16 protein-coding genes and 2 pseudogenes are annotated in these 20,311 nt (G+C 71.2%); 5 read left to right on the top strand and 13 right to left on the bottom strand.

Annotated features, from left to right (window positions below):
- Positions 1 to 86: 86 nt before the first annotated feature.
- The 9 genes and pseudogenes from AB0L56_RS01815 to AB0L56_RS01775 all read right to left on the bottom strand — a co-directional run bounded on the left by AB0L56_RS01815 (position 87) and on the right by AB0L56_RS01775 (position 9,969).
- A complete protein-coding gene (locus tag AB0L56_RS01815) occupies positions 87 to 1,136 on the bottom strand; it encodes a BMP family ABC transporter substrate-binding protein (RefSeq protein ID WP_361021719.1) in 1,050 nt (349 codons plus the stop codon).
- 300 nt (positions 1,137 to 1,436) lie between these two features.
- Positions 1,437 to 2,492 carry a BMP family ABC transporter substrate-binding protein gene (locus AB0L56_RS01810; RefSeq protein ID WP_365417804.1) on the bottom strand — a complete coding sequence of 352 codons (1,056 nt, stop codon included), beginning with the start codon at positions 2,490 to 2,492 and terminating at the stop codon, positions 1,437 to 1,439.
- 314 nt (positions 2,493 to 2,806) lie between these two features.
- Positions 2,807 to 3,112: a hypothetical protein gene (locus AB0L56_RS01805; RefSeq protein WP_361021714.1), complete on the bottom strand. Its 306-nt coding sequence runs from the start codon at positions 3,110 to 3,112 to the stop codon at positions 2,807 to 2,809.
- 206 nt (positions 3,113 to 3,318) lie between these two features.
- Positions 3,319 to 4,548 (bottom strand): amidohydrolase, encoded by a 1,230-nt coding sequence (locus AB0L56_RS01800; RefSeq protein WP_365418807.1) that lies wholly within the window; start codon positions 4,546 to 4,548, stop codon positions 3,319 to 3,321.
- Positions 4,549 to 4,807: 259 nt separating this feature from the next.
- A complete protein-coding gene (locus AB0L56_RS01795) occupies positions 4,808 to 5,887 on the bottom strand; it encodes a hypothetical protein (RefSeq protein WP_365417801.1) in 1,080 nt (359 codons plus the stop codon).
- 46 nt (positions 5,888 to 5,933) lie between these two features.
- Positions 5,934 to 6,872, bottom strand: coding sequence for an N-acetylneuraminate synthase family protein (locus AB0L56_RS01790; RefSeq protein WP_365417798.1), 939 nt, complete (start codon positions 6,870 to 6,872; stop codon positions 5,934 to 5,936).
- Positions 6,873 to 6,886: 14 nt separating this feature from the next.
- Positions 6,887 to 7,627 (bottom strand): annotated as a pseudogene (locus AB0L56_RS01785) (N-acylneuraminate cytidylyltransferase); the annotation flags it as partial.
- Positions 7,628 to 8,170: 543 nt separating this feature from the next.
- Positions 8,171 to 8,638 (bottom strand): annotated as a pseudogene (locus AB0L56_RS01780) (acylneuraminate cytidylyltransferase family protein); the annotation flags it as partial.
- Between the two features lie 23 nt (positions 8,639 to 8,661).
- Positions 8,662 to 9,969: a DUF6716 putative glycosyltransferase gene (locus tag AB0L56_RS01775; protein ID WP_365417795.1), complete on the bottom strand. Its 1,308-nt coding sequence runs from the start codon at positions 9,967 to 9,969 to the stop codon at positions 8,662 to 8,664.
- Positions 9,970 to 10,168: 199 nt separating this feature from the next.
- Here AB0L56_RS01775 and AB0L56_RS01770 point away from each other — a divergent pair, with 199 nt between their 5' ends.
- Genes AB0L56_RS01770 through AB0L56_RS01755 form a run of 4 tightly spaced genes read left to right on the top strand, consistent with a single transcriptional unit; the run spans position 10,169 to position 14,842 of the window.
- Complete coding sequence (locus AB0L56_RS01770) at positions 10,169 to 11,155, top strand: glycosyltransferase family 2 protein (RefSeq protein WP_365417792.1); 987 nt, start codon at positions 10,169 to 10,171, stop codon at positions 11,153 to 11,155.
- Positions 11,155 to 12,477 (top strand): polysialyltransferase family glycosyltransferase, encoded by a 1,323-nt coding sequence (locus AB0L56_RS01765; RefSeq protein WP_365417789.1) that lies wholly within the window; start codon positions 11,155 to 11,157, stop codon positions 12,475 to 12,477. Before AB0L56_RS01770 ends, AB0L56_RS01765 begins: the two co-directional genes overlap by 1 nt.
- Positions 12,478 to 12,526: 49 nt before the next feature.
- A complete protein-coding gene (locus AB0L56_RS01760) occupies positions 12,527 to 13,492 on the top strand; it encodes a glycosyltransferase family 2 protein (RefSeq protein WP_365417786.1) in 966 nt (321 codons plus the stop codon).
- A 3-nt stretch (positions 13,493 to 13,495) separates the two neighbouring features.
- Entirely contained in the window at positions 13,496 to 14,842 is a 1,347-nt protein-coding gene (locus AB0L56_RS01755; protein WP_365417783.1) for a polysialyltransferase family glycosyltransferase, read from the top strand.
- Positions 14,843 to 14,866: 24 nt separating this feature from the next.
- Here AB0L56_RS01755 and AB0L56_RS01750 read toward each other — a convergent pair whose 3' ends face one another.
- A complete protein-coding gene (locus tag AB0L56_RS01750) occupies positions 14,867 to 15,442 on the bottom strand; it encodes a Uma2 family endonuclease (RefSeq protein WP_365417780.1) in 576 nt (191 codons plus the stop codon).
- Positions 15,443 to 15,534: 92 nt separating this feature from the next.
- Positions 15,535 to 17,133: a methylmalonyl-CoA mutase family protein gene (locus tag AB0L56_RS01745; protein ID WP_365417777.1), complete on the bottom strand. Its 1,599-nt coding sequence runs from the start codon at positions 17,131 to 17,133 to the stop codon at positions 15,535 to 15,537.
- 339 nt (positions 17,134 to 17,472) lie between these two features.
- Between AB0L56_RS01745 and AB0L56_RS01740 the strand changes: the two genes are divergently transcribed.
- On the top strand, positions 17,473 to 18,303 hold the full coding sequence (locus AB0L56_RS01740) for a L,D-transpeptidase family protein (protein ID WP_365417774.1): 831 nt from the start codon (positions 17,473 to 17,475) through the stop codon (positions 18,301 to 18,303).
- A gap of 187 nt (positions 18,304 to 18,490) precedes the next feature.
- Here the strand turns inward: AB0L56_RS01740 and AB0L56_RS01735 are convergent, their stop codons facing one another.
- Together AB0L56_RS01735 and AB0L56_RS01730 are read right to left on the bottom strand one after the other, a co-directional pair.
- Positions 18,491 to 19,522, bottom strand: coding sequence for a hypothetical protein (locus AB0L56_RS01735; protein ID WP_365417772.1), 1,032 nt, complete (start codon positions 19,520 to 19,522; stop codon positions 18,491 to 18,493).
- Positions 19,522 to 20,196 carry an RNA polymerase sigma factor gene (locus tag AB0L56_RS01730; protein WP_365417769.1) on the bottom strand — a complete coding sequence of 225 codons (675 nt, stop codon included), beginning with the start codon at positions 20,194 to 20,196 and terminating at the stop codon, positions 19,522 to 19,524. The genes AB0L56_RS01735 and AB0L56_RS01730 overlap by 1 nt, the downstream gene beginning before the upstream one ends.
- Positions 20,197 to 20,311: the final 115 nt, after the last annotated feature.

The following is a 20,311-nucleotide window of genomic DNA, read 5'->3' as shown; positions in this document are numbered from 1 at the left end:
TGCGCCCGTGACCGACGGGGTACGGGGAGCCCGGCTCCCCGTACCCCGTCCAGCGGTCGCGACCCCACGGTGGTTCAGAGGGTTGCTCAGCTCGACTTGACCTTGATCTCGCCGCTGATGATCTTCTCCTTGGCCGTCTTGATGGCTTCCTGGAGCTCGGCGTCGTCCGCGAACTTCGGGTTGGAGTTCGACAGGCTCACCTCACCCGTCTTCAGATCGCCCTTGACGATACCGGTCGCCGGCTTGCCGTCCTCGACCGACTTCGCAAGGTTGTACACCGCCTTGGCGACGTCCTTCATCGCCGAGGTGAGAATCGAGTCCTTGTACTTGGCAAGGGCTTCCTGCTGGTACTGGTCGGAGTCGACACCGATCGCCCACACCTTGTTGGCGGCGGCGGCCTCGATGACGCCCTGGCCGGACAGACCGGCGGCCGCGTAGACCACGTCGGCCTTCTTCTCGATCTGGCCCTCGGCGGCGGCCTTGCCCTTGTCGGGGCTGGAGAAGCCGCCCTCCTCCGCGGTCTGCGTCAGGAACTGCGAGATGACCTTGACCTTGGGGTCGGTGTCCTTCACACCCTGCTCGAAGCCGGCGCGGAACTTGTGGATCAGCGGGATGTTCACACCGCCCACGAAGCCGACGGTCTTGGTCTTGGTGCTCTCGGCGGCGGCGACGCCGGCCAGGTAGGAGGCCTGCTCCTCGGAGAAGACCAGGTCCGCGACGTTGTCCGCCTCGACCGTGGCGTCGTCGACGATGCCGAAGGTGGTGTCCGGGAACTTCTCGGCGGCACCCTTCACGGCGGTGGCGTAGGCGTAGCCGACACCGATGACCGGGTTGTAGCCCTGCTTCGCCAGCGAGGCGAGGCGCTGCTCCTTGTCCGCGTCGGTCTCACCGTCGGTGGGCTCGACGTCGGCGGTCTTGTAGCCGAACTCCTTCTTCGCCTGCTCCAGGCCCGCGTACGCTGCGTCGTTGAAGGACTGGTCGCCCTTGCCGCCGACGTCGTACGCGATGGCGAGGCCCTTGTCCTCCTTCGAGTCCGACGAGCTCGACGAGGTCGAGGTGCCGCCGCAGGCGGAGAGGGCGAGGGCCAGGGAGGCGGTCGCTGCGCCTGCGACCGTTATCCGGGAAATCCGGCGCATGTGTGGTGCTCCTAGTCGTACAAAGCGCCGGGACGGTTCGGCTACGGCGCTGGCTTTTGCCGCAGATTAACGCGCGTAGACCTGCCTGAAAACCCCTTCTGTCCACCTTGTTATCGGGCCGTGCTCAAGCTCACGCCGGGCCTGGTCACGGCGTTGCCGATCGCGAAGGCGGGGTGGCGGTGGGTGACCTGGGGGCGGCCGGGCGTGGACACGACCGGACGCGGACACGACTGGCCGCGGACACGACGAAGCGGGCGGGCGCTCTCGGGCGCCCGCCCGCTTCGTCCGGCTTCGGCGGGTTTACTCCGTCTTGACCTTGATGGAGCCGTCGATGATGCCTTCCTTGGCCTTGGCCACGGCGTCCGTCAGGCCCGGGACCTCGGCCATCTTCGGGTTGCTCTCGGCCAGGCCGACGCCGTTCACCTTCAGGTCGAACACCTGGGTGCCGGTCAGCGGCTTACCGTCCTCGACGGACTTGGCCAGGGCGTACACCGCGCCGCCGACGTCCTTCAGGGCGGAGGTGAGGATGAAGTCCTTGTACGCGGCGAGGGCTTCCTGCTGGTACTGGTCGGAGTCGACACCGATCGCCCAGACCTTCGCCTTGGCGGCGGCCTCGATGACACCCTGGCCGGACAGGCCGGCCGCCTGGTAGACGACGTCGGCCTTCTTCTCGATCTGGCCCTCGGCGGCGGCCTTGCCCTTGTCGGGGCTGGCGAAACCGCCCTCCTCCGCGGTCTGCGTCAGGTACTGCGAAATGACCTTGACCTTGGGATTGGTGTCCGTGACGCCCTGCTTGTAGCCGGCCTCGAACTTGTGGATCAGCGGGATGTCCACACCGCCGACGAAGCCGACGGTGTTCGACTTGGTGGCCTTGGCGGCGGCGACACCGGCGAGGTAGGAAGCCTGCTCCTCAGCGAAGATCAGGGACGCCACGTTGTCGCCCTCGACCGTGAAGTCGACGATCCCGAAGGTGGTGTCCGGGTACTTCTTGGACACGGCCGTGACGGCAGGACCGTAGGCATAGCCGATGCCGATGACAGGGTTGTAACCCTGCCGGGCCAGCGAAGCCAGACGCTGCTCCTTGTCCGCGTCGGTCTCGCCCTCGGTGGGCTCGACGTCGGCGGTCTTGTAACCGAACTCCTTCTTCGCCTTCTCCAGGCCGGCGAAGCCGGCGTCGTTGAAGGACTGGTCGCCCTTGCCGCCGATGTCGTAGGCGATGGCGAGGCCGAGGTCCTTCTTGGAACCGCTGCCGCCGCTGTCCTTGCTGTCACTGCTGGTGCCGCCGCAGGCCGTGGCGGCGAGCGCTAGCGAGGCGACCCCCACCGCGACGCGGGTCAGTGTGGATATCCGACGCATCTGAAGTTCCCCATTCTCCAAAGCCCCGCAGCGGGCGCTCGGTTCGGCGCACAGTAACGCGCGTAGACGCTCCTGGGAACGGGGTGCTGTCCAGCCGTTATCCATTCGTGCCGATGGCTGGTTACCGGTGGTGAACCACCGGATCGAAGGGCGCGCCCGAGGCCCCGCGCCCGCCGCGATCGCGCACACTTCGTGTGGCGGGCGGCAGTACGCGTGCGATCGGCACGGGCGAGTCGACAACACCTCAGTGTCCCTGCCGTGCCTGCCGTCAGGTGAGGCCGCCCGGCGCGGCGGCCTCCCTCACTGGCGATGGACTAATGCACGTCCACCCAAGCTCTCACGATGTGGCAGGCGTAAGCATCGCCGTCCACGTCCGAGTAATCAACGTGCCCATCCCCCGTTGAACGGCTTTTCCAGGGGCCGTAGATGGTGATGGAGTAGGGGTAATTCGGCGAGTCGCACTTGGCCGCCACCCGATATGACCCGAACCCCTTGGTGCAAGCCCCCCATGCGACGTTGCCGCTGTGCTCTGCTTTACAGCCGGACACAGCTGCCTGCGCCGGGCCGCCGAAGGCGGTGACCATACCGCCTGCAAGTGCGGCCACCATCAACAGTTTCACGCCTGCCGCGTACTTCCTTAATCCGTTCAACGGAAACCTCGCTCATCAAAGCGAACGCGAATGAATGAACTGTCCCTGCCGCACGAAGGGTCTTTTGCGGCAGGTGACAGAGAGGCTAACCAGGTTGATCGGATAGGGCGAGCGGATTTCCGGACTCGGTTACCACCGTGTCCGAAAACCGGCTGCGTGGAGGGGCCGGTTTTCGACTACCTGAGGGCGTCCAGCAACGCCGCCGCAGTGAAGAGTTCCACTCCTACGGTGATGGCGTGCTCGTCCACGTCGAAGTCGCCCTGGTGCAGGTCACGCACGGTGCGCTCGCCGGGCGGGCGGACGCCGAGGCGGGCCATGGCGCCGGGGACGCGCTCCAGGTACCAGGAGAAGTCCTCACCGCCGAGGCTCTGCTGGGTGCCCTCGACGGACTCCACCCCGCGCCGGGCGATCATCGCGTCGCGCAGCAGTTCCGTGGCCCCGGCCTCGTTGACGACCGGCGGGACGCCGCGCACGTAGTTGATCTCCGACTTGGCGCGGTACAGGTTGGCCACCTCGTCGATGGCCGCGACCACGATGTCGGGGGCCTGCCGCCACGCATCCAGATCCAGACAGCGCACGGTTCCGGACAGTTCGGCGTGCTGCGGGATGACGTTGGGCGCGTGGCCCGACTCGATCCTGCCCCAGGTCACGGCGAGTCCGCTGCGGCTGTCGACCCGTCGGCCGACCAGGGCGGGCACGTCGACGACGACGCGGGCGGCGGCGGTGACCAGGTCCGTGGTCAGATGCGGGCGGGCGGTGTGACCGCCGGGGCCGTCGAGGGTGATCTCCAGCCGGTCGCAGGCGGAGGTGATGGCGCCCTGCCGCAGACCGATCTTCCCGGCGTCGACGCGGGGGTCGCAGTGCACGGCGATGATCCGGCCGATGCCGTCGAGCGCGCCGTCCGCGATCGCATCGGCGGCGCCGCCGGGCAGCACCTCCTCGGCGGGCTGGAAGACCAGCCGCACGGGCCGGGGCAGCAGGCCCTGGCGGTGCAGCTCGGCCAGGACGAGGCCGGTGCCCAGCACCACGGTGGTGTGCACGTCGTGGCCGCAGGCGTGGGCGCGGTCGGGCACGGTGGACCGGTAGGGGCACTCGGTCTTCATGTCGGGGATGGGCAGGGCGTCGATGTCGGCGCGCATGGCCAGCATCGCGGCGTCGGTGCCGGCCTCGCCGTCGGTTCCGATGTCACAGATCAGGCCGGTCCCGCTGGAGAGTACGCGCGGCCGCAGACCGGCACGCTCCAGACGCTCCTTGATCGCGGCGGTGGTGCGGAACTCCTGGTTGCCGAGCTCCGGGTGCATGTGCAGGTCGCGGCGGAACGCGACGAGCTCGGCACGCAGGGCCTCCGGCAACGCTCCGGGGAGCACTGCTCCGCCGGGGAGGTCGACCTCGGACTCCAGTGACATCAGTGGTTTCACCCTTTGAAGAGTAGGGCGCCGAAGCCGTCCACCGAGCCTCGATCAAGAAAAATCAGCCCGTCAGACGAAGAAAATCCGGCTGCCCCACGCATAGCTGTCAATCGGGATGGGTAAACTCGCCGCCCTTTTGCGGGGTGAAGGCCCCATGACCTGCCGGATCGTGACATGCGTCACACCGTGCCAGGGTTCCTGCACCCATCCTTGTTCTTCACGGTTACCACGCTTGGCCCAGCCCACGCGGACCGGTTCATCTGGCGGACACCGGGGGCGGGCCCGGTGCCGGCAGCCGGTGGATGTGCCGGGCCGAGTCCGTCACCCCGGACAGGAAGCCCTGCGCGCGGGGGGAGGCCGTCGTGGTCAGCCAGGCGGGGTCGATGTCGCAGACCGCCACGCGGACGTCCGTGCCGGTCAGGGCAAGAGGGAGGGTGTGGATGACCGTGGACGGGAAGCTGAGCACCGTGCGGCCGATGGGGCCGCGGCGGGCGACCAGCTCCAGGGGGAGTTCGGGGCGGACGATCTCCAGGCCCGACCCGGCCGCCAGCCGGTGGAGCTTCTCCGTGCTCTCGCGGCGGTGCGCGAAGTAGCGCCGGGCGCCGTGGGTCCGCACCAGGGAGCGCACGGCCTCCAGATAGGCGTCGCCGTCCACCACGCCGGTCTCCACCAGCGAGGTGCCCACCAGATCGGTGCCCCGGGTGATGCGGGGCGGGCCGAACCGGTCCCGGGTCCAGGCGAACGTGTGGGCGTTGACGGTGACCCCGGGCGGGGTGTCCTCCATGGGCATGGAGGTGAACACCTCCACCGTGCCCTTCCCGCCCGGGGAGAGCCGGCGCCGGGCGGCGGCGGACACGGGGGCGAGGAGGAGGTCGCGGGGGCCGGGGCGGCCGCCCCTGCGGTGCCAGCGCACCAGCCGCTCGCCCCGGGCCAGCTGGCCGGCGAACTCCATGGTCGCGGTGCCGTCGTCGACCACGACGACGTCCCGGGCCCGGGTGATCGTCAGCAGCAGCTGGACGTACCGGGAGAAGGGGTCGCCGAGGACGACGCGGGCGGCCCGGCGGAGCGGCCCGGTCAGTCCGCCGACCGTCCGCAGCGGGGCGCCCGCTCCCCCGCGCGCCTCCTCCCAGCGGACCTCGTGGCCCTCCTCGCGGGCCAGCTCCGCCATACGGCGCAGCTGGCCGCGGGTCATCGGGTCCACCGGGGACAGCACCACCAGGGCGAGCCCCACGCCGGGGGCATGCGCGTGCGCCCACTCCAGCACGTTGAGCAGCTGTACCGGGCTCTCGACGAAGGCGAGAGTGCGGGGGCCGGACCGGCCGGCGCGGGGGCTCATCGACGTACGACCCTTCCCGTCGTCGTGGTGGTGGAGGTAGGGGGGGTCAGACGGACAGTGGTTCGCCCGCCGCCGTGGCGATCTCCGCCTCGGCGACCACGCCGGTGACGCGGCGCAGCTTCTTCATCGGGCCCAGTTCGGAGTCGTAGACCTTCTTCACTCCGTCACCGAGGGACGCCTCGATGGTGCGGATGTCGCGGACCAGGCGGGTCAGGCCCTGCGGCTCGACGGAGGCGGCCTGGTCGGAGCCCCACATGGCGCGGTCCAGGGTGATGTGGCGCTCGACGAACGCGGCGCCGAGGGCGACGGCGGCGAGGGTGGTCTGCAGGCCGGTCTCGTGGCCCGAGTAGCCGATCGGGACGTTCGGGTACTCCTGCTGGAGGGTCTTGATCACGCGGAGGTTGAGCTCCTCGGCCTTGGCCGGGTAGGTCGAGGTGGCGTGGCAGAGCAGGATGTTGTCGCTGCCCAGGACCTCGACGGCGTGCCGGATCTGCTTCGGCGTCGACATGCCGGTGGAGAGAATGACCGTACGGCCGGTGGCGCGCAGGGCGCGCAGCAGCTCGTCGTCGGTGAGGGAGGCGGAGGCCACCTTGTGGGCGGGGACGTCGAACTTCTCCAGGAAGGCCACGGCCTCGGTGTCCCACGGGGACGCGAACCAGTCGATGCCCTTCTTCCTGCAGTAGGTGTCGATCTGGCGGTACTCCTCCTCGCCGAACTCCACGCGGTGGCGGTAGTCGATGTACGTCATCCGGCCCCAGGGGGTGTCGCGTTCGATGTCCCACTGGTCGCGCGGGGTGCAGATCTCCGGCGTTCGCTTCTGGAACTTGACGGCGTCGCAGCCGGCCTCGGCGGCGGCGTCGATCAGCCGGAACGCGTTCTCGATGTCACCGTTGTGGTTGATGCCGATCTCGCCGGTGACGTACACGGGGCGGCCGGGGCCGGCCTCGCGGGGGCCGAGGGTGCGGATGCGGGGGTTGGTGCTCATGAACGGGGGTTTCCTTACGTGGGGAGGGAATCGAGGGAGGGGCCGAGGATCCAGCCGGCGATCTCCCGGATCGCGCCGTCGCCTCCGGGGAGGGTGGTGACGGCGCGGGCGGCGCCGCGTACGACGTCGTGGGCGTTCGCGACCGCCACGGGCCAGCCGACGAGGGCGAAGCACGGGAGGTCGTTGACGTCGTTGCCGGCGTAGAGCACGCGCTCTGGCGCGATGCCCTGTTCCTCGCACCACTGCTTGAGTGCGAGGTCCTTGCGGTCGATGCCGTGCAGCACGGGGAGCCGGAGCTTGCGTGCGCGGGCGGCGACGACCGGGTTCTGTTCCGTGGACAGGATCAGCAGCTTCAGGCCGCTGCGGCGCAGGGCCGCGATGCCGAGTCCGTCCCCGCGGTGCACGGAGACGGACTCCCGTCCGTCGGAGTCGATCAGCACCCGGTCGTCGGTCTGGGTGCCGTCGAAGTCGAGGACGACCGCGTCGATGTCGTCGGCGGTCGGAAGGGCGCCGGGCCGGCCGGCGTCGAGGAGCGGCGCGAGGGCCTGGGCCCGGGCGAGGTCGTGCGGGTCGTCGATCTCCAGGACGCGGGCCGGGTCGGTGCGGACGAGTTCGGTACGCCCGAAGAAGCGGTGCCGGTGCGCGCGGAAGCCGGCGGCGTCCATGGCGTAGGCGGCACCGGTCTCCAGAAAGTCCTGCGGACGGTCCTGACGACGAGGGCGGAAGCCCTTGTCGTGGTTGACCCCGCGACCTCCGGCAGGGGCTGGGGGGGCCTTGTCGTGGTTGCCCCCGCGACCGCCGGCGCAGGCCGCGGCCGGCTCCGCGCCCACACCCGGGACGGCACCTACGGCAGCCGGGGCGACGGCCCGCCCTCTCACGTGGTGGCCGGGGGCGGGCACCTCCGCGCCATCGGCGCCCGGAACCGAACCCCGGCCATCGACGGCGGCAACGGCGCCCGGCCCGCCCACGGCGCCCAAGGCGGACGGGGCGGCACCGGCGCTCGCACCCCGGTCAAGGGCGGACGCCTCGGCGGTATCGGCGCCCAGGACCGAACCCGGGCCATCGACGCCAGCCGGGCCGACGGCCCATCCGCTCACGCCCTGGCCGAGAGCGGACACCTCGGCGCCATCGGCGCCCGGGACGCAATCCCGGCCGTCGGCCATGGCATCGGTGCCCGGCCCGCCCACGGTGCCCGGGGCGGTCGGGGCCGCACCGGCGCTCGCGCCCCGGTCAACGGCGGGCGCCCCCGTGGCTGACGTGACCGGGGCCGGGCCCCCGGCATCGGTCGCGGCGACGGCGTCGTCCGGCGTGTCGCGCCAGATGAAGCCGTGGAACGGGGCGACGGTCACCGCTGTGTCGGCGTGCTCGTGGGCCACCGCCGTGGTCACGCCGTCGATGTCCTCGCGGGACAGGAAGGGGCTGGTGCACTGCACGAGCAGGACGACGTCCACCGGGGCGCCGTGCAGGGCCTCGTGGGCGTCCATGGCGTGCAGGACGGCCGCCTCCGAGGTCGCGGTGTCGCCGGCGAGGGCGGCGGGCCGCAGGACGACCTCGGCGCCCGCCTGGCGCGCGGCCGCGGCGATGGCCTCGTCGTCGGTGGAGACGACCACGTCCGTGACGTACCGCGCGGCCCGGCACTCGCGCACGGCGCGCGCCACCAGGGGCACGCCGCCGACGGGGGCGAGGTTCTTGGCGGGCACGCCCTTGGAGCCGCCGCGCGCGGGAATCACGGCGAGCACCCGGCGCACCGTCGGTGGGTGGGACATGGGATCAGCTCCTCGATCAGGGTTCACAGCTCGCCCATCCGGCGGATCACCGGGGCCACGCGCTGCACGCCGTGCCGGTAGGCGCCGCGCGCCACCCGGCGCACGATCTGCCGGACCGCTCCGGGCTCCCTGTCGGCGGCGGGCGCGCCCGGCAGCGGCGTGCCGTCGGGGCCGAGGTGGTGGCGGGCGAGGATGCCGGGCAGATAGCCGGGCGCGGTGACGGGTGTGTAGTACGGGGTCAGCGGCGGCAGCCCGCCGGGGCGGCCGAGGAGCCCGGCGATGCGTTCGCGGGCGGTTTCGAAGGCCGTCTCGTAGCGGCCTCCTGTCGCGACGCCCTGCCGGGCGACCCAGTCCTGGTCCGGCTCCGGGCGGTGTCCCGCGTCGAGCTGGTCCCAGGAGGCGAGGCAGCCGGAGCCGACGAAGTGGTGGTTGCCGAGCGCTTCCCGGATTCCGAGGTCGGTGAGGATCGCCGTGGGTATGCGGCGGTGCAGGGACTCCAGGGCGGCCGTGGAGCTGACCGTGACGAGGAGGTCGGTCCGGTCGAGGACCTCGCCCATGTGCCCGTAGACCAGGCGGAAGTTGGCGGGGAGGTCGAGCCGCCGGGACAGCTTCTGGTAGGGCAGTTCCTCGATGTGCGTGGTGTGTTCCCCGGGCTGGGAGCGCAGCTTCAGCAGCACGTCGCGTTCGGGGTGCCGGCGGGCGTGCCGCACCAGCCGGTCCAGCAGGTAGGCGCGGTCGCCGCGGCGGTCCGGGACGGAGGGCTGGGCGGCGAAGACGACCGTGAAGCGGCCGTGGCCGCCGGTGTAGGCGTCCCCGCCGAGGAACGGCAGCGCGACCTCCGTCACCGAGCCGGCGTCGGCGCCCACTCCCTCGTACACGGCGCGGAAACGGTCCGCGTCCTGGCGGGAGTTGGCGAGCACCAGGTCGGCGCCGTGGCGCAGCAGCAGGCCGTCGGCGAGCTTCTCGTAGACGACACCGACGTATCCGGTGACGACGACGGGCCGGCCGGGCCGGTCCTCCCAGGCCCGCTTCAGCCCGTGCAGCATCGCCTGCACCCCGCCGCCGACCAGGGCGAGCACGAGGACGTCGTACGTCTCCTCGCGCATCGCGCGCAGGAATTCGGCGGCGGTGACCTCCCGGAGGGAGTCCGCGCGGACGCCGATCTCGCCGAGCTGGCGGGCGGTGGGCGTGGCGCGGCCGCGCAGGAGATATCCGTCCAGGCGGATGTCCCGCGGCGTGACGCGGTTCGCGGTGAGGGCGCCCCATTTCCAGCGGGTGTCGGAATCCGCGAGGACCGCCACCCTGAGGGGCTTCGTTGCACTTGCTGGCACGCCGAAGACGCTAGGAAGCGAATTCCAGGTATGGCCCAACCGTGCATCAACGAGAAGTGAACAACAGCCCATCGAGAGCCGAACCGGCCTGGGGAAACGCGCCGTGCAGGGGCGATACACCGTACCGACACACGGAATTCACTCCCTGTACGGTCATCGGAAAGTCGCCGATCCGGGCTGGGCTTCTAATGTTTTGCACGTGCCGAAGCTTTCGCTGATCGTCCCGTTCCACAATGTGCGGCAATACGCCCCGGACACGCTCAGAAGTCTGCGCGCGAACGCCCGTCCGGACTTCGAGTTCATTCTGGTCGACGACCATTCCCGGGACGGGACCCGGGCGATTGTCGAGCGTGCCGCCGAGGAACTCTCGGACGTCGTCCGGGTCCATCTCCTCCGCCATGACAGCAACGGCGGGGTCGCGACCGCGCGCAACACCGGGCTGGACGTGGCGGGCGGCGAGTACCTGGCCTTCCTGGACGCCGGCGACTGGCTGGCACCGGGCCATCTGTCGCGTCTGGTGGCGGCCGCCGAAGGGCTGGGCTGCGACTTCGTCCGCACCGACCACGTGCAGGTCACCGACCGCGCCCGGTCGGTGCGCCGGGTGCCGGTCGGTCTGCGCGACGAGGTGCTGGACCCCAGGGAGTCGATCCTGCCCGCGGACCGGACGACCTCGGTGGACTACGTGTCCGTCTGGGCCGGCGTCTACCACCGGCGGCTGCTCGAGCGAGGGCTGCTGCACTTCACCGAGGGTCTGCACACGGCGGAGGACCGGCCGTGGACGTGGAAGCTGCACCGGGAGGCGGAGTCGTTCGCCGTGGTCGGCCTGCTGGGCGTGTTCTACCGGCGCGGGGTCGCCTCCTCCCTCACCCGGATCGGCGACGCGCGCCGGCTCGACTTCATCCGCGCCTTCGACCAGATCGTCGAGGAGACGGCGGCGGACCGGGACGCCGGCCGGCTGCTGCCGAAGGCGGTGCGGACGTACTGCGCGATCATCGCCCACCACTTGGCCCAGGAGGACGCGTTCGAGCCCGCCGTGGCCCGGCGGCTGCGGGCGATGAGCGCGGCGGCGCTGCGGCGGATGCCGCAGGACGTGCTCGACGCCGTACTGGACACCATGGACGTGGGCCGTGCCGTCCGGCTGCGGCGGCTGCGGCGCCGGGCCGGCACGGGGAAGTGGGCCGCCTGATGTCCCGTACCACCCGGATCTTCTGCGCCTCGTCGCTGTACGACGTCGCCACGCAGGTGGCCGCGATCGAGTCCGGCTGCTTCCCTGGGGCGGCGCGGCGGGTGCTGCTGTTCTGCGACGACTCCGCGGTCCCCGAGGCCGCACCGGCGCCGGAGGAGCTGCCGGAGTTCGCCGTGCTGCGCGGCCGTTTCGACGAGGTGCTGTCCTGGAACGAGGCGATCCGGCCCTTCCATCCGGCGGCCTGGACGCCCCGCTCCGAGGACGTTCCGCTCCTGGAGCGGCATCTACGGCGGCTGTGGGGGCTGGGCGACGACCGGGTGGAGCTGGTGCTGGGACGCCCGGACGTCCCCCCGGCTCTGGCGGTGGCCCAGGTCTTCAACGGGGCCCCGGTGCACGTCTGCGCCGGCGGACTGACGGGCTACGGTCCCACGCGGGGCAAGCTCGATCCGCTGATCGGCACCCGGGTACGGCAGGTGCTGCATCCCGACCTGGTGCCCGGTGTGACGCCGATGCTGCTGACCGAGTTCGACGTGTCGGCGCGGGTGGTGCCGACAGACGCCTTCCTGAAGGTGACCGGTGAGATGTCGGCCGTAGTGGACGTACCCCCGATACCGGACGGTGCGGCGCTGCTGGTGGGCCAGTCTGCTTCCGCGTCCGGCGAGGAGGACGGCCTGCACCTGCGGATGCTGCGCGCGGCGGCGGGACGTGGCCATCGCGCGGTCGTGTTCACCCCGCATCCCGCCGCACCGGCCCGGCACAGCCGTGCGCTGCGGGCCGAGGCGGAGCGGCTCGGGGTGGACCTCACGGTCCTGGACGACCCCGTGCTCGCCGAGGTGCTGTTCGAGAAGTCCCGGCCGGCGCTGGTCGTCGGCTGTTCCTCCACCGCGTTGTTCACGGCGTCGGCGTTCTACGGTCTGCCGGTCGCCCGTGTCGGCACCGAGCGGCTCCTGGAGCGGCTGACCCCGTACCGGAACGACAGCAGGGTCCCGGCGGTCCTGGCCGACGCGCTGCTGCCGGGCCTGGACGCGGGGGCAGCGGAGGACGTTCTTCCGGCCGGTGAGTTGAACGACCTCGTCACCGCGCTCGCCTTCACCATGCGGCCGGAGGTCCACCCACGCCTGCGCCCGGTCGCGGAAGCATTCCTCACGCGCCACGCCGGCCGGCCGCAGACCCGACGCTGGTTCACCCGCAAACGGCTCACCTCGCTGGGACTCCCCGGAGGCATCCCGAAGCAACTGGCGTTCCTCCCCCGCAACGCCACCGCCCGCCGGGTGGTGCGCCGCGTGCGAGCACTGAAAAGAACCGTAAGAGGCCGACGTTGACACCGCCCCTCGCCTCACCTCCGCGTCGAGCCCCGGAAGAGAGAACCACGTGCCGAAACTGACCGTCGTCGTCCCCATGCACAATGTGGAGGCGTTCGCGGAGAGCACCCTGCGCAGTCTCGCCGCCAACGCGCACCCGGACTTCGAGTTCCTGCTGGTCGACGACTGCTCCACGGACGCCACGCCCTGGGTGCTCGATCGCTGGGCGGAGAAGCTCCCGGGCGCGCGGGTGATCCGGCACGGGACGAACCAGGGCATCGCCCAGGCGCGCAACACCGGAATCGACGCGGCCGAGGGCGAGTTCCTCACGTTCCTCGACGGCGACGACTGGTACGGGCCCGGCCACCTCGCCGGGATGGTGCGGGCGATGGAGGAGCTGGGCTGCGACTTCGCCCGCACCGACCATGTGCGGGCCACCGGCACCGAGCGGGTGATCAGGCGGCCCCCGGCCCCGGTGCGCAACGCGGTGATGGATCCGCGCGACGGGATCACGCCCGTCGACACGGAGACGATGGTCGACTACCCCTTCGTCTGGGCGGGCATCTACCGCCGGCACCTGTTCGCCGACGGCGGCATGCGTTTCGTCACCGAACTGCGCACGGCCGAGGACCGGTTGTGGATCTGGCGCCTGCACCTGACGGCCCGGACATACGCGTCACTGGGACTGCACGGGGTGTTCTACCGGCGCGGCGTGGCCACCTCCCTCACCCAGATCAAGGACTCCCGTCAGCTGGACTTCATCCCGGCGTACGACCTGCTACTGCGGGACGTGCGGAACGACCCGGAGACCGATCGCTTCCTCCTCAAGGCCGTACGCACCTACTGCGCGATGATCGCCTTCCACCTCCGCAAGGTGGACACGTACGAACCCTCGGCGGCCCGGCGGCTGCGGCGCGAGGCGCGGGACGCGCTGCACCGCATGCCGCAGCACGCGCTGGAGGAGACCCTGGCCACCATCGACAGCACCCGGAGCAGGCTGCTCGGCCGCCTGCGTGACGGGCGGAAGGCTGCCTGATCCATGCCGCACACCACCCAGATCTTCCAGGTCTCGACGCTCTACGGGGCGGCCACGCTGGCCGCGGCGCTGGACGCGGGCCTGTACGGACCGCGCGGGAGGGCCCGCCGCATCCTGCTGGTCTCCCACAACGCCGCCGTACCGGAGACGGCCCTGCGCCTGGACGAGATGCACGGCTACGGCCCGCTGGCCGGCCGCTTCGACTCGGTGGTGAGCTGGAACGAGGCGATCAGCCCCTACCACCCGAGCACCTGGGGCCCGCGCGGCAACGACACCGTGCTGTGGCAGCGGGCCTTCCGGCTCCTGTGGGACATCGACGAACAGGACGGGGTGGAACTCGCCGTGGAGTCCATCCAGGTCAACCCCGCCCGGGCGCTGGTGGCCGTCTTCTCCGAGGCTGCCGTCGACGTGTACGCCGACGGACTCATGAGTTACGGCCCGACGCGGGAGAAGCTGCCGCTGACCCTCGCGCGCCGCGTCCGGCGGCTGCTCCACCTCGACCTGATCCCGGGTCTGCGGCCGCTGCTGCTGTCCGAGTACGGAGTCGAACCGGTGATCGTGCCGGACGGGGCGTTCCGAGGTGTGCTGGACGAGATCTCCCGGGACGCGGCGGACGAACCGCAGCTCGCGCCCGTGCTCGACGAGGCGCCGACGGCCGTGCTCCTCGGCCAGTATCTGGCGGCACTCAACATCCTGAGTGCGCGGGAGGAGGAGGACCTCCACGTGCGCATGCTGACCGGGGCGGTGCGCGCCGGGCACCGGTCCCTCGTCTTCAAGCCCCATCCGACGGCCCCGGCCGGCTACTCGGCCGCACTGAGCAAGGCTGCGGCGGACGCGGGCGTACGGCTGACCGTGCTGGACGCTCCGCTGCTGGCCGAGACGCTGTACCGGCACGTCCGTCCCGCACTCGTCGTGGGCTGCTTCTCGACGGCCATGGTGACCGCGTCCGCCTACTACGACGTGCCCGTGGCCCGGGTCGGGACGGCGCTGGTGATGGACCGTCTCAGGCCCTACCCCAACAGCAACCGGGTGCCGCTGGCCGTGATCGACCATCTGGTGCCGGACCTCGAACGGGAGGAGACCCCGGCCGTCGTCGGCCCGGCCCCTCAGACGCTGTCCCCGCTGGTCCGGTCGATCGGCTTCTGCATGCAGCCCAGGACGTACGCCAACCTGCGGGAGCCGACGGCGGCTTGGCTCCGTGCGCATCTGGCCGGCACGCCCGGATACTACTTCCCGGAACGACGCCTGGCCGAACTGTCTTTGCCGGGCGCCACCCGCCGCACCCGGGCAAAGCTCCAGACGGCGCGAGCAAAGCGCGCGGTGGGCCGAGCAGTACGCCGCAGAAGATGACTCCCGCCGCTGCGGGCAGGTGCCTCAGCCGTCGAGAAGGGTGTCCACCGAGATCTCGGCACTCACTCCGACCGCCCCTGGCACGACGACGTCCTGGCCCCGCTTGAAGCGCTGGGGGTCGGGGTACGTGCCGTCGGTCGGGTCGGTGTGGAGCAGCACCTCGTCGTGTTTGCGGTCCACGATCAGGTAGGCCGGGATGCCGGCCCGGGCGTAGCACTCGACCTTGGGTCCGAGGTCGTCGGACCAGTTCGACGACGTGACCTCGACGACCATGCGGAAGACGTTCGGAGCGTAGTAGTTCTTCGTGACGTGGGCGTCGCGGAAGTCCACGTCGACGACGGACAGGTCGGGGATCGCGAAGTCCGAGGGCAAGGTGGGCAGCCACAACCCCACGCCCTGGACCCAATCAGCACCGCTCCCCTCGATACCGGCCCGCTCGAGCGCCCTACAGAATTTCGTCAGCGACATCCCATGCGAGCCGTCCGGCGGCGGTGTCACAGTGAGCCTCCCCTGGAGAATCTCCACGCGGTGGCCAGGCAGAGCACGGGCGAGCTGGTCGGCAGCCTCCCCCAGGGTCAGCTCCTGCTGCAGTACGGCCATGGCGTCCTCCTTTTCGGGGTCCACTCTCCACGAGAATAACCGGGGACGGACGCCTTCCGCCCGCGATCACTCAGACGGAGTAACCGACCAGGTCAGAAGGCATCCGACGGCACATAGGTGCCCCACACCTCGCGCAGGGCGTTGCACACCTCGCCCACCGTCGCCCGGGCCTTCAGCGCCTCCTTCATCGGGTACAGGACGTTGTCCTCGCCCTCGGCGGCCTTCCGCAGGGCGGCCAGGGCGGTGTCGACCGCCTGCTGGTCGCGCCCCGCGCGGAGCCTCGCCAGGCGGTCGGCCTGCTGGGCCTCGATGGCGGGGTCGACGCGCAGCGGCTCGTACGGCTCCTCCTCGTCGAGCTGGAAGCGGTTGACGCCGACGACGACCCGCTCGCCGGAGTCGGTCTCCTGGGCGATGCGGTAGGCGCTGCGCTCGATCTCGTTCTTCTGGAAGCCGTGCTCGATGGCGTTGACCGCCCCGCCGAGGTCCTCGACCTTCCGCATCAGCTCCAGCGCCGCCGCCTCGACGTCGTCGGTCATCTTCTCGACGACGTAGGAACCCGCGAACGGGTCGACGGTCGCCGTCACGTCCGTCTCGTAGGCGAGGACCTGCTGGGTGCGCAGGGCGAGGCGGGCGGACTTGTCGGTGGGGAGGGCGATCGCCTCGTCGAAGGAGTTGGTGTGCAGCGACTGGGTGCCGCCGAGCACCGCGGCGAGGCCCTGGACGGCGACGCGGACCAGGTTGACCTCGGGCTGCTGGGCCGTCAGCTGCACCCCGGCCGTCTGCGTGTGGAAGCGCAGCATCAGCGACTTGGGGTTCTTCGCGCCGAACTCCTCCTTCATCACCCGCGCCCAGATCCTGCGGGCCGCGCGGAACTTGGCGACCTCCTCCAGGATCGTCGTACGGGCCACGAAGAAGAAGGACAGGCGGGGGGCGAAGTCGTCCACGTCCATCCCGGCCGCCACCGCGGTGCGCACGTACTCGATGCCGTCGGCGAGGGTGAAGGCGATCTCCTGCGCGGGGGACGCGCCCGCCTCGGCCATGTGGTAGCCGGAGATCGAGATCGTGTTCCACTTCGGGATCTCGGCCCGGCAGTACTTGAAGATGTCGGCGATCAGCCGCAGGGAGGGCTTCGGCGGGAAGATGTACGTGCCCCGCGCGATGTACTCCTTCAGCACGTCGTTCTGGATCGTGCCGGTGAGCTTGTCGGCGCTCACGCCCTGCTCCTCCGCGACCAGTTGGTAGAGGAGCAGCAGGAGGGCGGCGGGCGCGTTGATCGTCATCGACGTGGAGACCTTGTCCAGCGGGATGCCGCCGAACAGCACCCGCATGTCGTCGATCGAGTCGATGGCGACGCCCACCTTGCCGACCTCGCCGGAGGCGATCGGGGCGTCGGAGTCGTGGCCCATCTGGGTCGGCAGGTCGAAGGCGACCGACAGGCCCATCGTGCCGTTGGCGATGAGCTGCTTGTAGCGCGCGTTGGACTCGGTTGCGGTGCCGAACCCGGCGTACTGGCGCATCGTCCAGGGCCGGCCCGTGTACATCGTCGGGTACACGCCCCGCGTGAAGGGATACGCCCCCGGCTCGCCCAGCTTCTCGGCCGGGTCCCATCCCTCGAGGGTGTCCGGCCCGTAGACCGGTTCGATGGGCAGTCCACTCTCAGTGGATCGGGCACTGCCCGACTCGCGCGCCATGGTGTGATGCCTCCCGCTGAGCGGCGTTGCTCGCCCACGTACCCGTCAGTTGTCTGCTCGCCCGTACAGGTGTCCGTTCCGCCCGTACAGGCCGACCTGCACGGACTGTAGCGGTGCGCGTGCGGCCCGGTGCAGGGGCACACGCTGGGACCTTCCTCACAGCCTCGATGGGACGCCGCTCACAGCGCCCACCTCGGCGGTTGTCCTGCCGGTCATCCACCACCATGCCCCTTTGTTCGGCGGCGGTCATCTCCGGGGTACATCCTTGGTGGGATCCGGGCACGGCGGGTGAGACGACGGGGGGCCGAGGTGCGTAGTACGGGCGTGGGGAGGACAGGGATGGCATGCCTGGCGGCGCTCACCGCGCTCGCGGCCGGCGCGACCGGCTGCACCGTGCGGCCCGCCGGCGCGGACGGGGAGGACCGGTCGCCGGTGCGGATAGAGATACCGAGCCGCACGCCGTCCCCGTCGGCGTCACGGACGCCGGACGACGGCCGGAACGCGTCCCCCTCCGGCGCCCCGTCGACGCGGCGGGCGCCGCGCGTGCTGTGGTCCCCCGGCGACTCGGGGCGGGACATACGCGTACTCCAGGCCCGGCTGCGGCAGGTCGCCTGGATCTTCCACGGGCCCACGGGGACCTACGACGACCTGACAGCGAAGGCGGTCCGGGGCTTCCAGGGCAAGCGCGGGCTGCCGAGGACCGGGGTGACCGACAGCGTCACCTGGCAGCGGCTGCTCGCCATGACGCGCGAGCCGGGCAGGTGGGAGCTGTACCTGATGGGCGGTCAGCCGGCCGACGCGCCCGACCCGCGCTGCACGTCCGGCCGGGTGCTGTGCATCAGCAAGTCGAGCCGCACCCTGCGCTGGATGATCGACGGCCGGACGGTGTCGACGATGCCGGTCCGCTTCGGCTCCGAGTACACACCGACCCGAGAGGGTGTTTTCCGGGTCTACTGGAAGTCCCGGCACCATGTGTCCACGCTCTACGACTCCCCCATGCCGTACGCCATGTTCTTCAGCGGCGGCCAGGCCGTGCATTTCTCGGCCGACTTCGCCGCGCGGGGTTACGCCGGCGCCTCGCACGGCTGCGTCAACGTCCGGGACGAGGAGGCTATCGCCCGGCTGTACGGGCAGGTCCGCAACGGCGACAAGGTCGTCGTGCACTGGTGAGATGGGGCGCGGGCGGGACCGGGGGAACGTGTCCCACCCGCGCCGGGTGCACGAGCCGCGGGTACGGGGGGAACCCCGGCTCAGTGCGACGGCCGATGACCAGTCGGCTCACTCAGTACTGCGTCGCGGGATGCGGAAGTGTCACACCCGTCGCCGAAGAAATTTCAGCGATCAACAAAAGCGCAGGTCAGGGGTGGTTCCCACGGCCGTTCCCTTGGCCCTGCCCGCCACTGTTGCCCTTGTCGGGGCCATGGCCCTTCTGCTTGCCGTCGCCGTTGCCGTTGCTCTTGCCGTTGCCGTTGCTCTTGCCGTTGCCGTTGCCGTTGCCGTTCGCCTTGCCGTTGCCGTTCGCCTTGCCCTTGCCGTTGCCGTTGCCCTTCCCGTTGCCCTCGGCGGTGTTGTCCTCGGCCTCGTTCATGGACAACGCGTCCTCGCAGTAACCGCGGACATGGGAAGGCCCGCCCGCCTCCTCCTCGAGGAGGCGCCGGCGATCGCCGTTCAACTGCTTGCCGTCGCGCCAGGCACGGCACGCCGAGGCGACCTTCTTCCCGCCACGTCCGGAACGGGCCGCCGGGCCACCACCGTCCGAGCCGGTCTTCCCGGGCGTCCCCGCCCCGTCGGAACCCGCGTCGCCGTCACCCTGGGCGCCCGCCCCCTCCTCGCCCTTGCCGGCGGCGTCCCTGGACGGCGATTCCGAGGGCGACACCAGGGGGCGTTCGGGACGCGAGGCGGTGGCGGTGACGGTGACGGAGGCCGCGGGGTCGGACCGGGGGGCGTCGGAGGGCGTCGGCAGGACTCCGGCGCCGGCCAGGACCGCGGCGCCGCCGACCATGCCGGCGACCAGCGTGGCGGCCAGTCCGAGCCGCAGGAACCGTGGCCGGCCGGGTCCGTCCGAGGTTCCGGAACGATCTTCGCGCGGAGTGCCGATACGGACCAGACCGACGTCGGCGGACGTCGCCCCGGCTCGGTGAAGGGCGTCCGGGTCCTCGCCGGGCCTGCCCTCGCGTTCCTCCCGCATCTTGCGGAAGGCGGCCAGCGCGGCCGCCTCCCCGGGTAGTTCCTCGTCGGGCGACGGTGGCGGGGAGGAGAGCGAGCGGAGTGTTCCGGCGAGCCGTTCGGCCTGGTCACGGGTAGTGGGATCGGCAGCTGCGGGTGGCTCTCCGTTCAGGAATCGCTCCGCGGTCCCGCGGTCCAGCCACCTGTACTGCTCGTCGGCCATCACATGTCCTTCTGCGTCCGCGCTCGCATCTGCGTCACACTCGCGGACGTCACCGTACGACGGCGTGGTTCTCTCTGGGGCGGAAGGGCGTCGAGTACCCCGGCGGATTCCGGATGGCGTTCCGGATCGTCGCCGAGCAGTTCGGCCAGCCGTTTCAGGCCCCGGTGGGCGGCGGTCCGTACGGCGCCGGGGCGCTTGCCCAGCGTCTCGGCGGCGGACTTGGCGTCGAGGCCCACCACCACGCGCAGGACGACCGCCTCGGCCTGGTCCTGCGGCAGCCGGGAGATCAGCGAGAACGCGCCGTCGGTGGCCAGCGCCTCGATCGCCTCACCGGCGGTGTCGGACTCGGCGGGCCGCTCGGTGAGCTCGGTCTCGTCGCCGCCGATCGCGGGGCGGCGCCCGCGCATGCGTATGTGGTCCAGCGCGCGGTTGCGGGCTATGCGGGCGGCCCAGCCGCGGAACCGGTCCGCGTCACCGGTGAACCGGGACAGGTCGCGGGCTATCTGCAGCCAGGCCTCGGACGTCACGTCCTCGGCGTCGGGCTCGCCGACCAGTGTCCTGACGTATCCCAGCAGCCGCGGGTGCACGGTGCGGTACACAGTGCGGAACGCGGTCTCGTCCCCATCCTGTGCCGCACGCACCGCTGCGGTCAGCTCCGCGTCGTCCCCCAGCACACGCGCGCGCCCTTCTGCGCCTCAACCGGCGCCGCTCTCGCGGACCGGGTTCTCGCCGTCGTGGTTGCTCAATCGGTCGTTGCGGTCTCAAGGCCGCGAGCGGTTCGTGGTCATG

The organism is Streptomyces sp. NPDC052079 (assembly GCF_040680275.1).
In the GTDB taxonomy this organism is placed as follows: Bacteria; Actinomycetota; Actinomycetes; order Streptomycetales; family Streptomycetaceae; genus Streptomyces.
Note: the sequence above shows the minus strand (reverse complement) of the source record. Positions and strands in the feature narration are given on the sequence as shown.

What these genes read in the sequence shown, in the direction of transcription:
- AB0L56_RS01750 (WP_365417780.1), bottom strand. Translation starts at nt 15,442, where the DNA reads ATGGCCGTACTGCAGCAGGAGCTGACCCTGGGGGAGGCTGCCGACCAG.
- AB0L56_RS01795 (WP_365417801.1), bottom strand. Translation starts at nt 5,887, where the DNA reads ATGAGCCCCCGCGCCGGCCGGTCCGGCCCCCGCACTCTCGCCTTCGTC.
- AB0L56_RS01790 (WP_365417798.1), bottom strand. Translation starts at nt 6,872, where the DNA reads ATGAGCACCAACCCCCGCATCCGCACCCTCGGCCCCCGCGAGGCCGGC.
- AB0L56_RS01745 (WP_365417777.1), bottom strand. Translation starts at nt 17,133, where the DNA reads ATGGCGCGCGAGTCGGGCAGTGCCCGATCCACTGAGAGTGGACTGCCC.
- AB0L56_RS01735 (WP_365417772.1), bottom strand. Translation starts at nt 19,522, where the DNA reads ATGGCCGACGAGCAGTACAGGTGGCTGGACCGCGGGACCGCGGAGCGA.
- AB0L56_RS01815 (WP_361021719.1), bottom strand. Translation starts at nt 1,136, where the DNA reads ATGCGCCGGATTTCCCGGATAACGGTCGCAGGCGCAGCGACCGCCTCC.
- AB0L56_RS01740 (WP_365417774.1), top strand. Translation starts at nt 17,473, where the DNA reads ATGGCATGCCTGGCGGCGCTCACCGCGCTCGCGGCCGGCGCGACCGGC.
- AB0L56_RS01765 (WP_365417789.1), top strand. Translation starts at nt 11,155, where the DNA reads ATGTCCCGTACCACCCGGATCTTCTGCGCCTCGTCGCTGTACGACGTC.
- AB0L56_RS01755 (WP_365417783.1), top strand. Translation starts at nt 13,496, where the DNA reads ATGCCGCACACCACCCAGATCTTCCAGGTCTCGACGCTCTACGGGGCG.
- AB0L56_RS01800 (WP_365418807.1), bottom strand. Translation starts at nt 4,548, where the DNA reads ATGTCACTGGAGTCCGAGGTCGACCTCCCCGGCGGAGCAGTGCTCCCC.
- AB0L56_RS01810 (WP_365417804.1), bottom strand. Translation starts at nt 2,492, where the DNA reads ATGCGTCGGATATCCACACTGACCCGCGTCGCGGTGGGGGTCGCCTCG.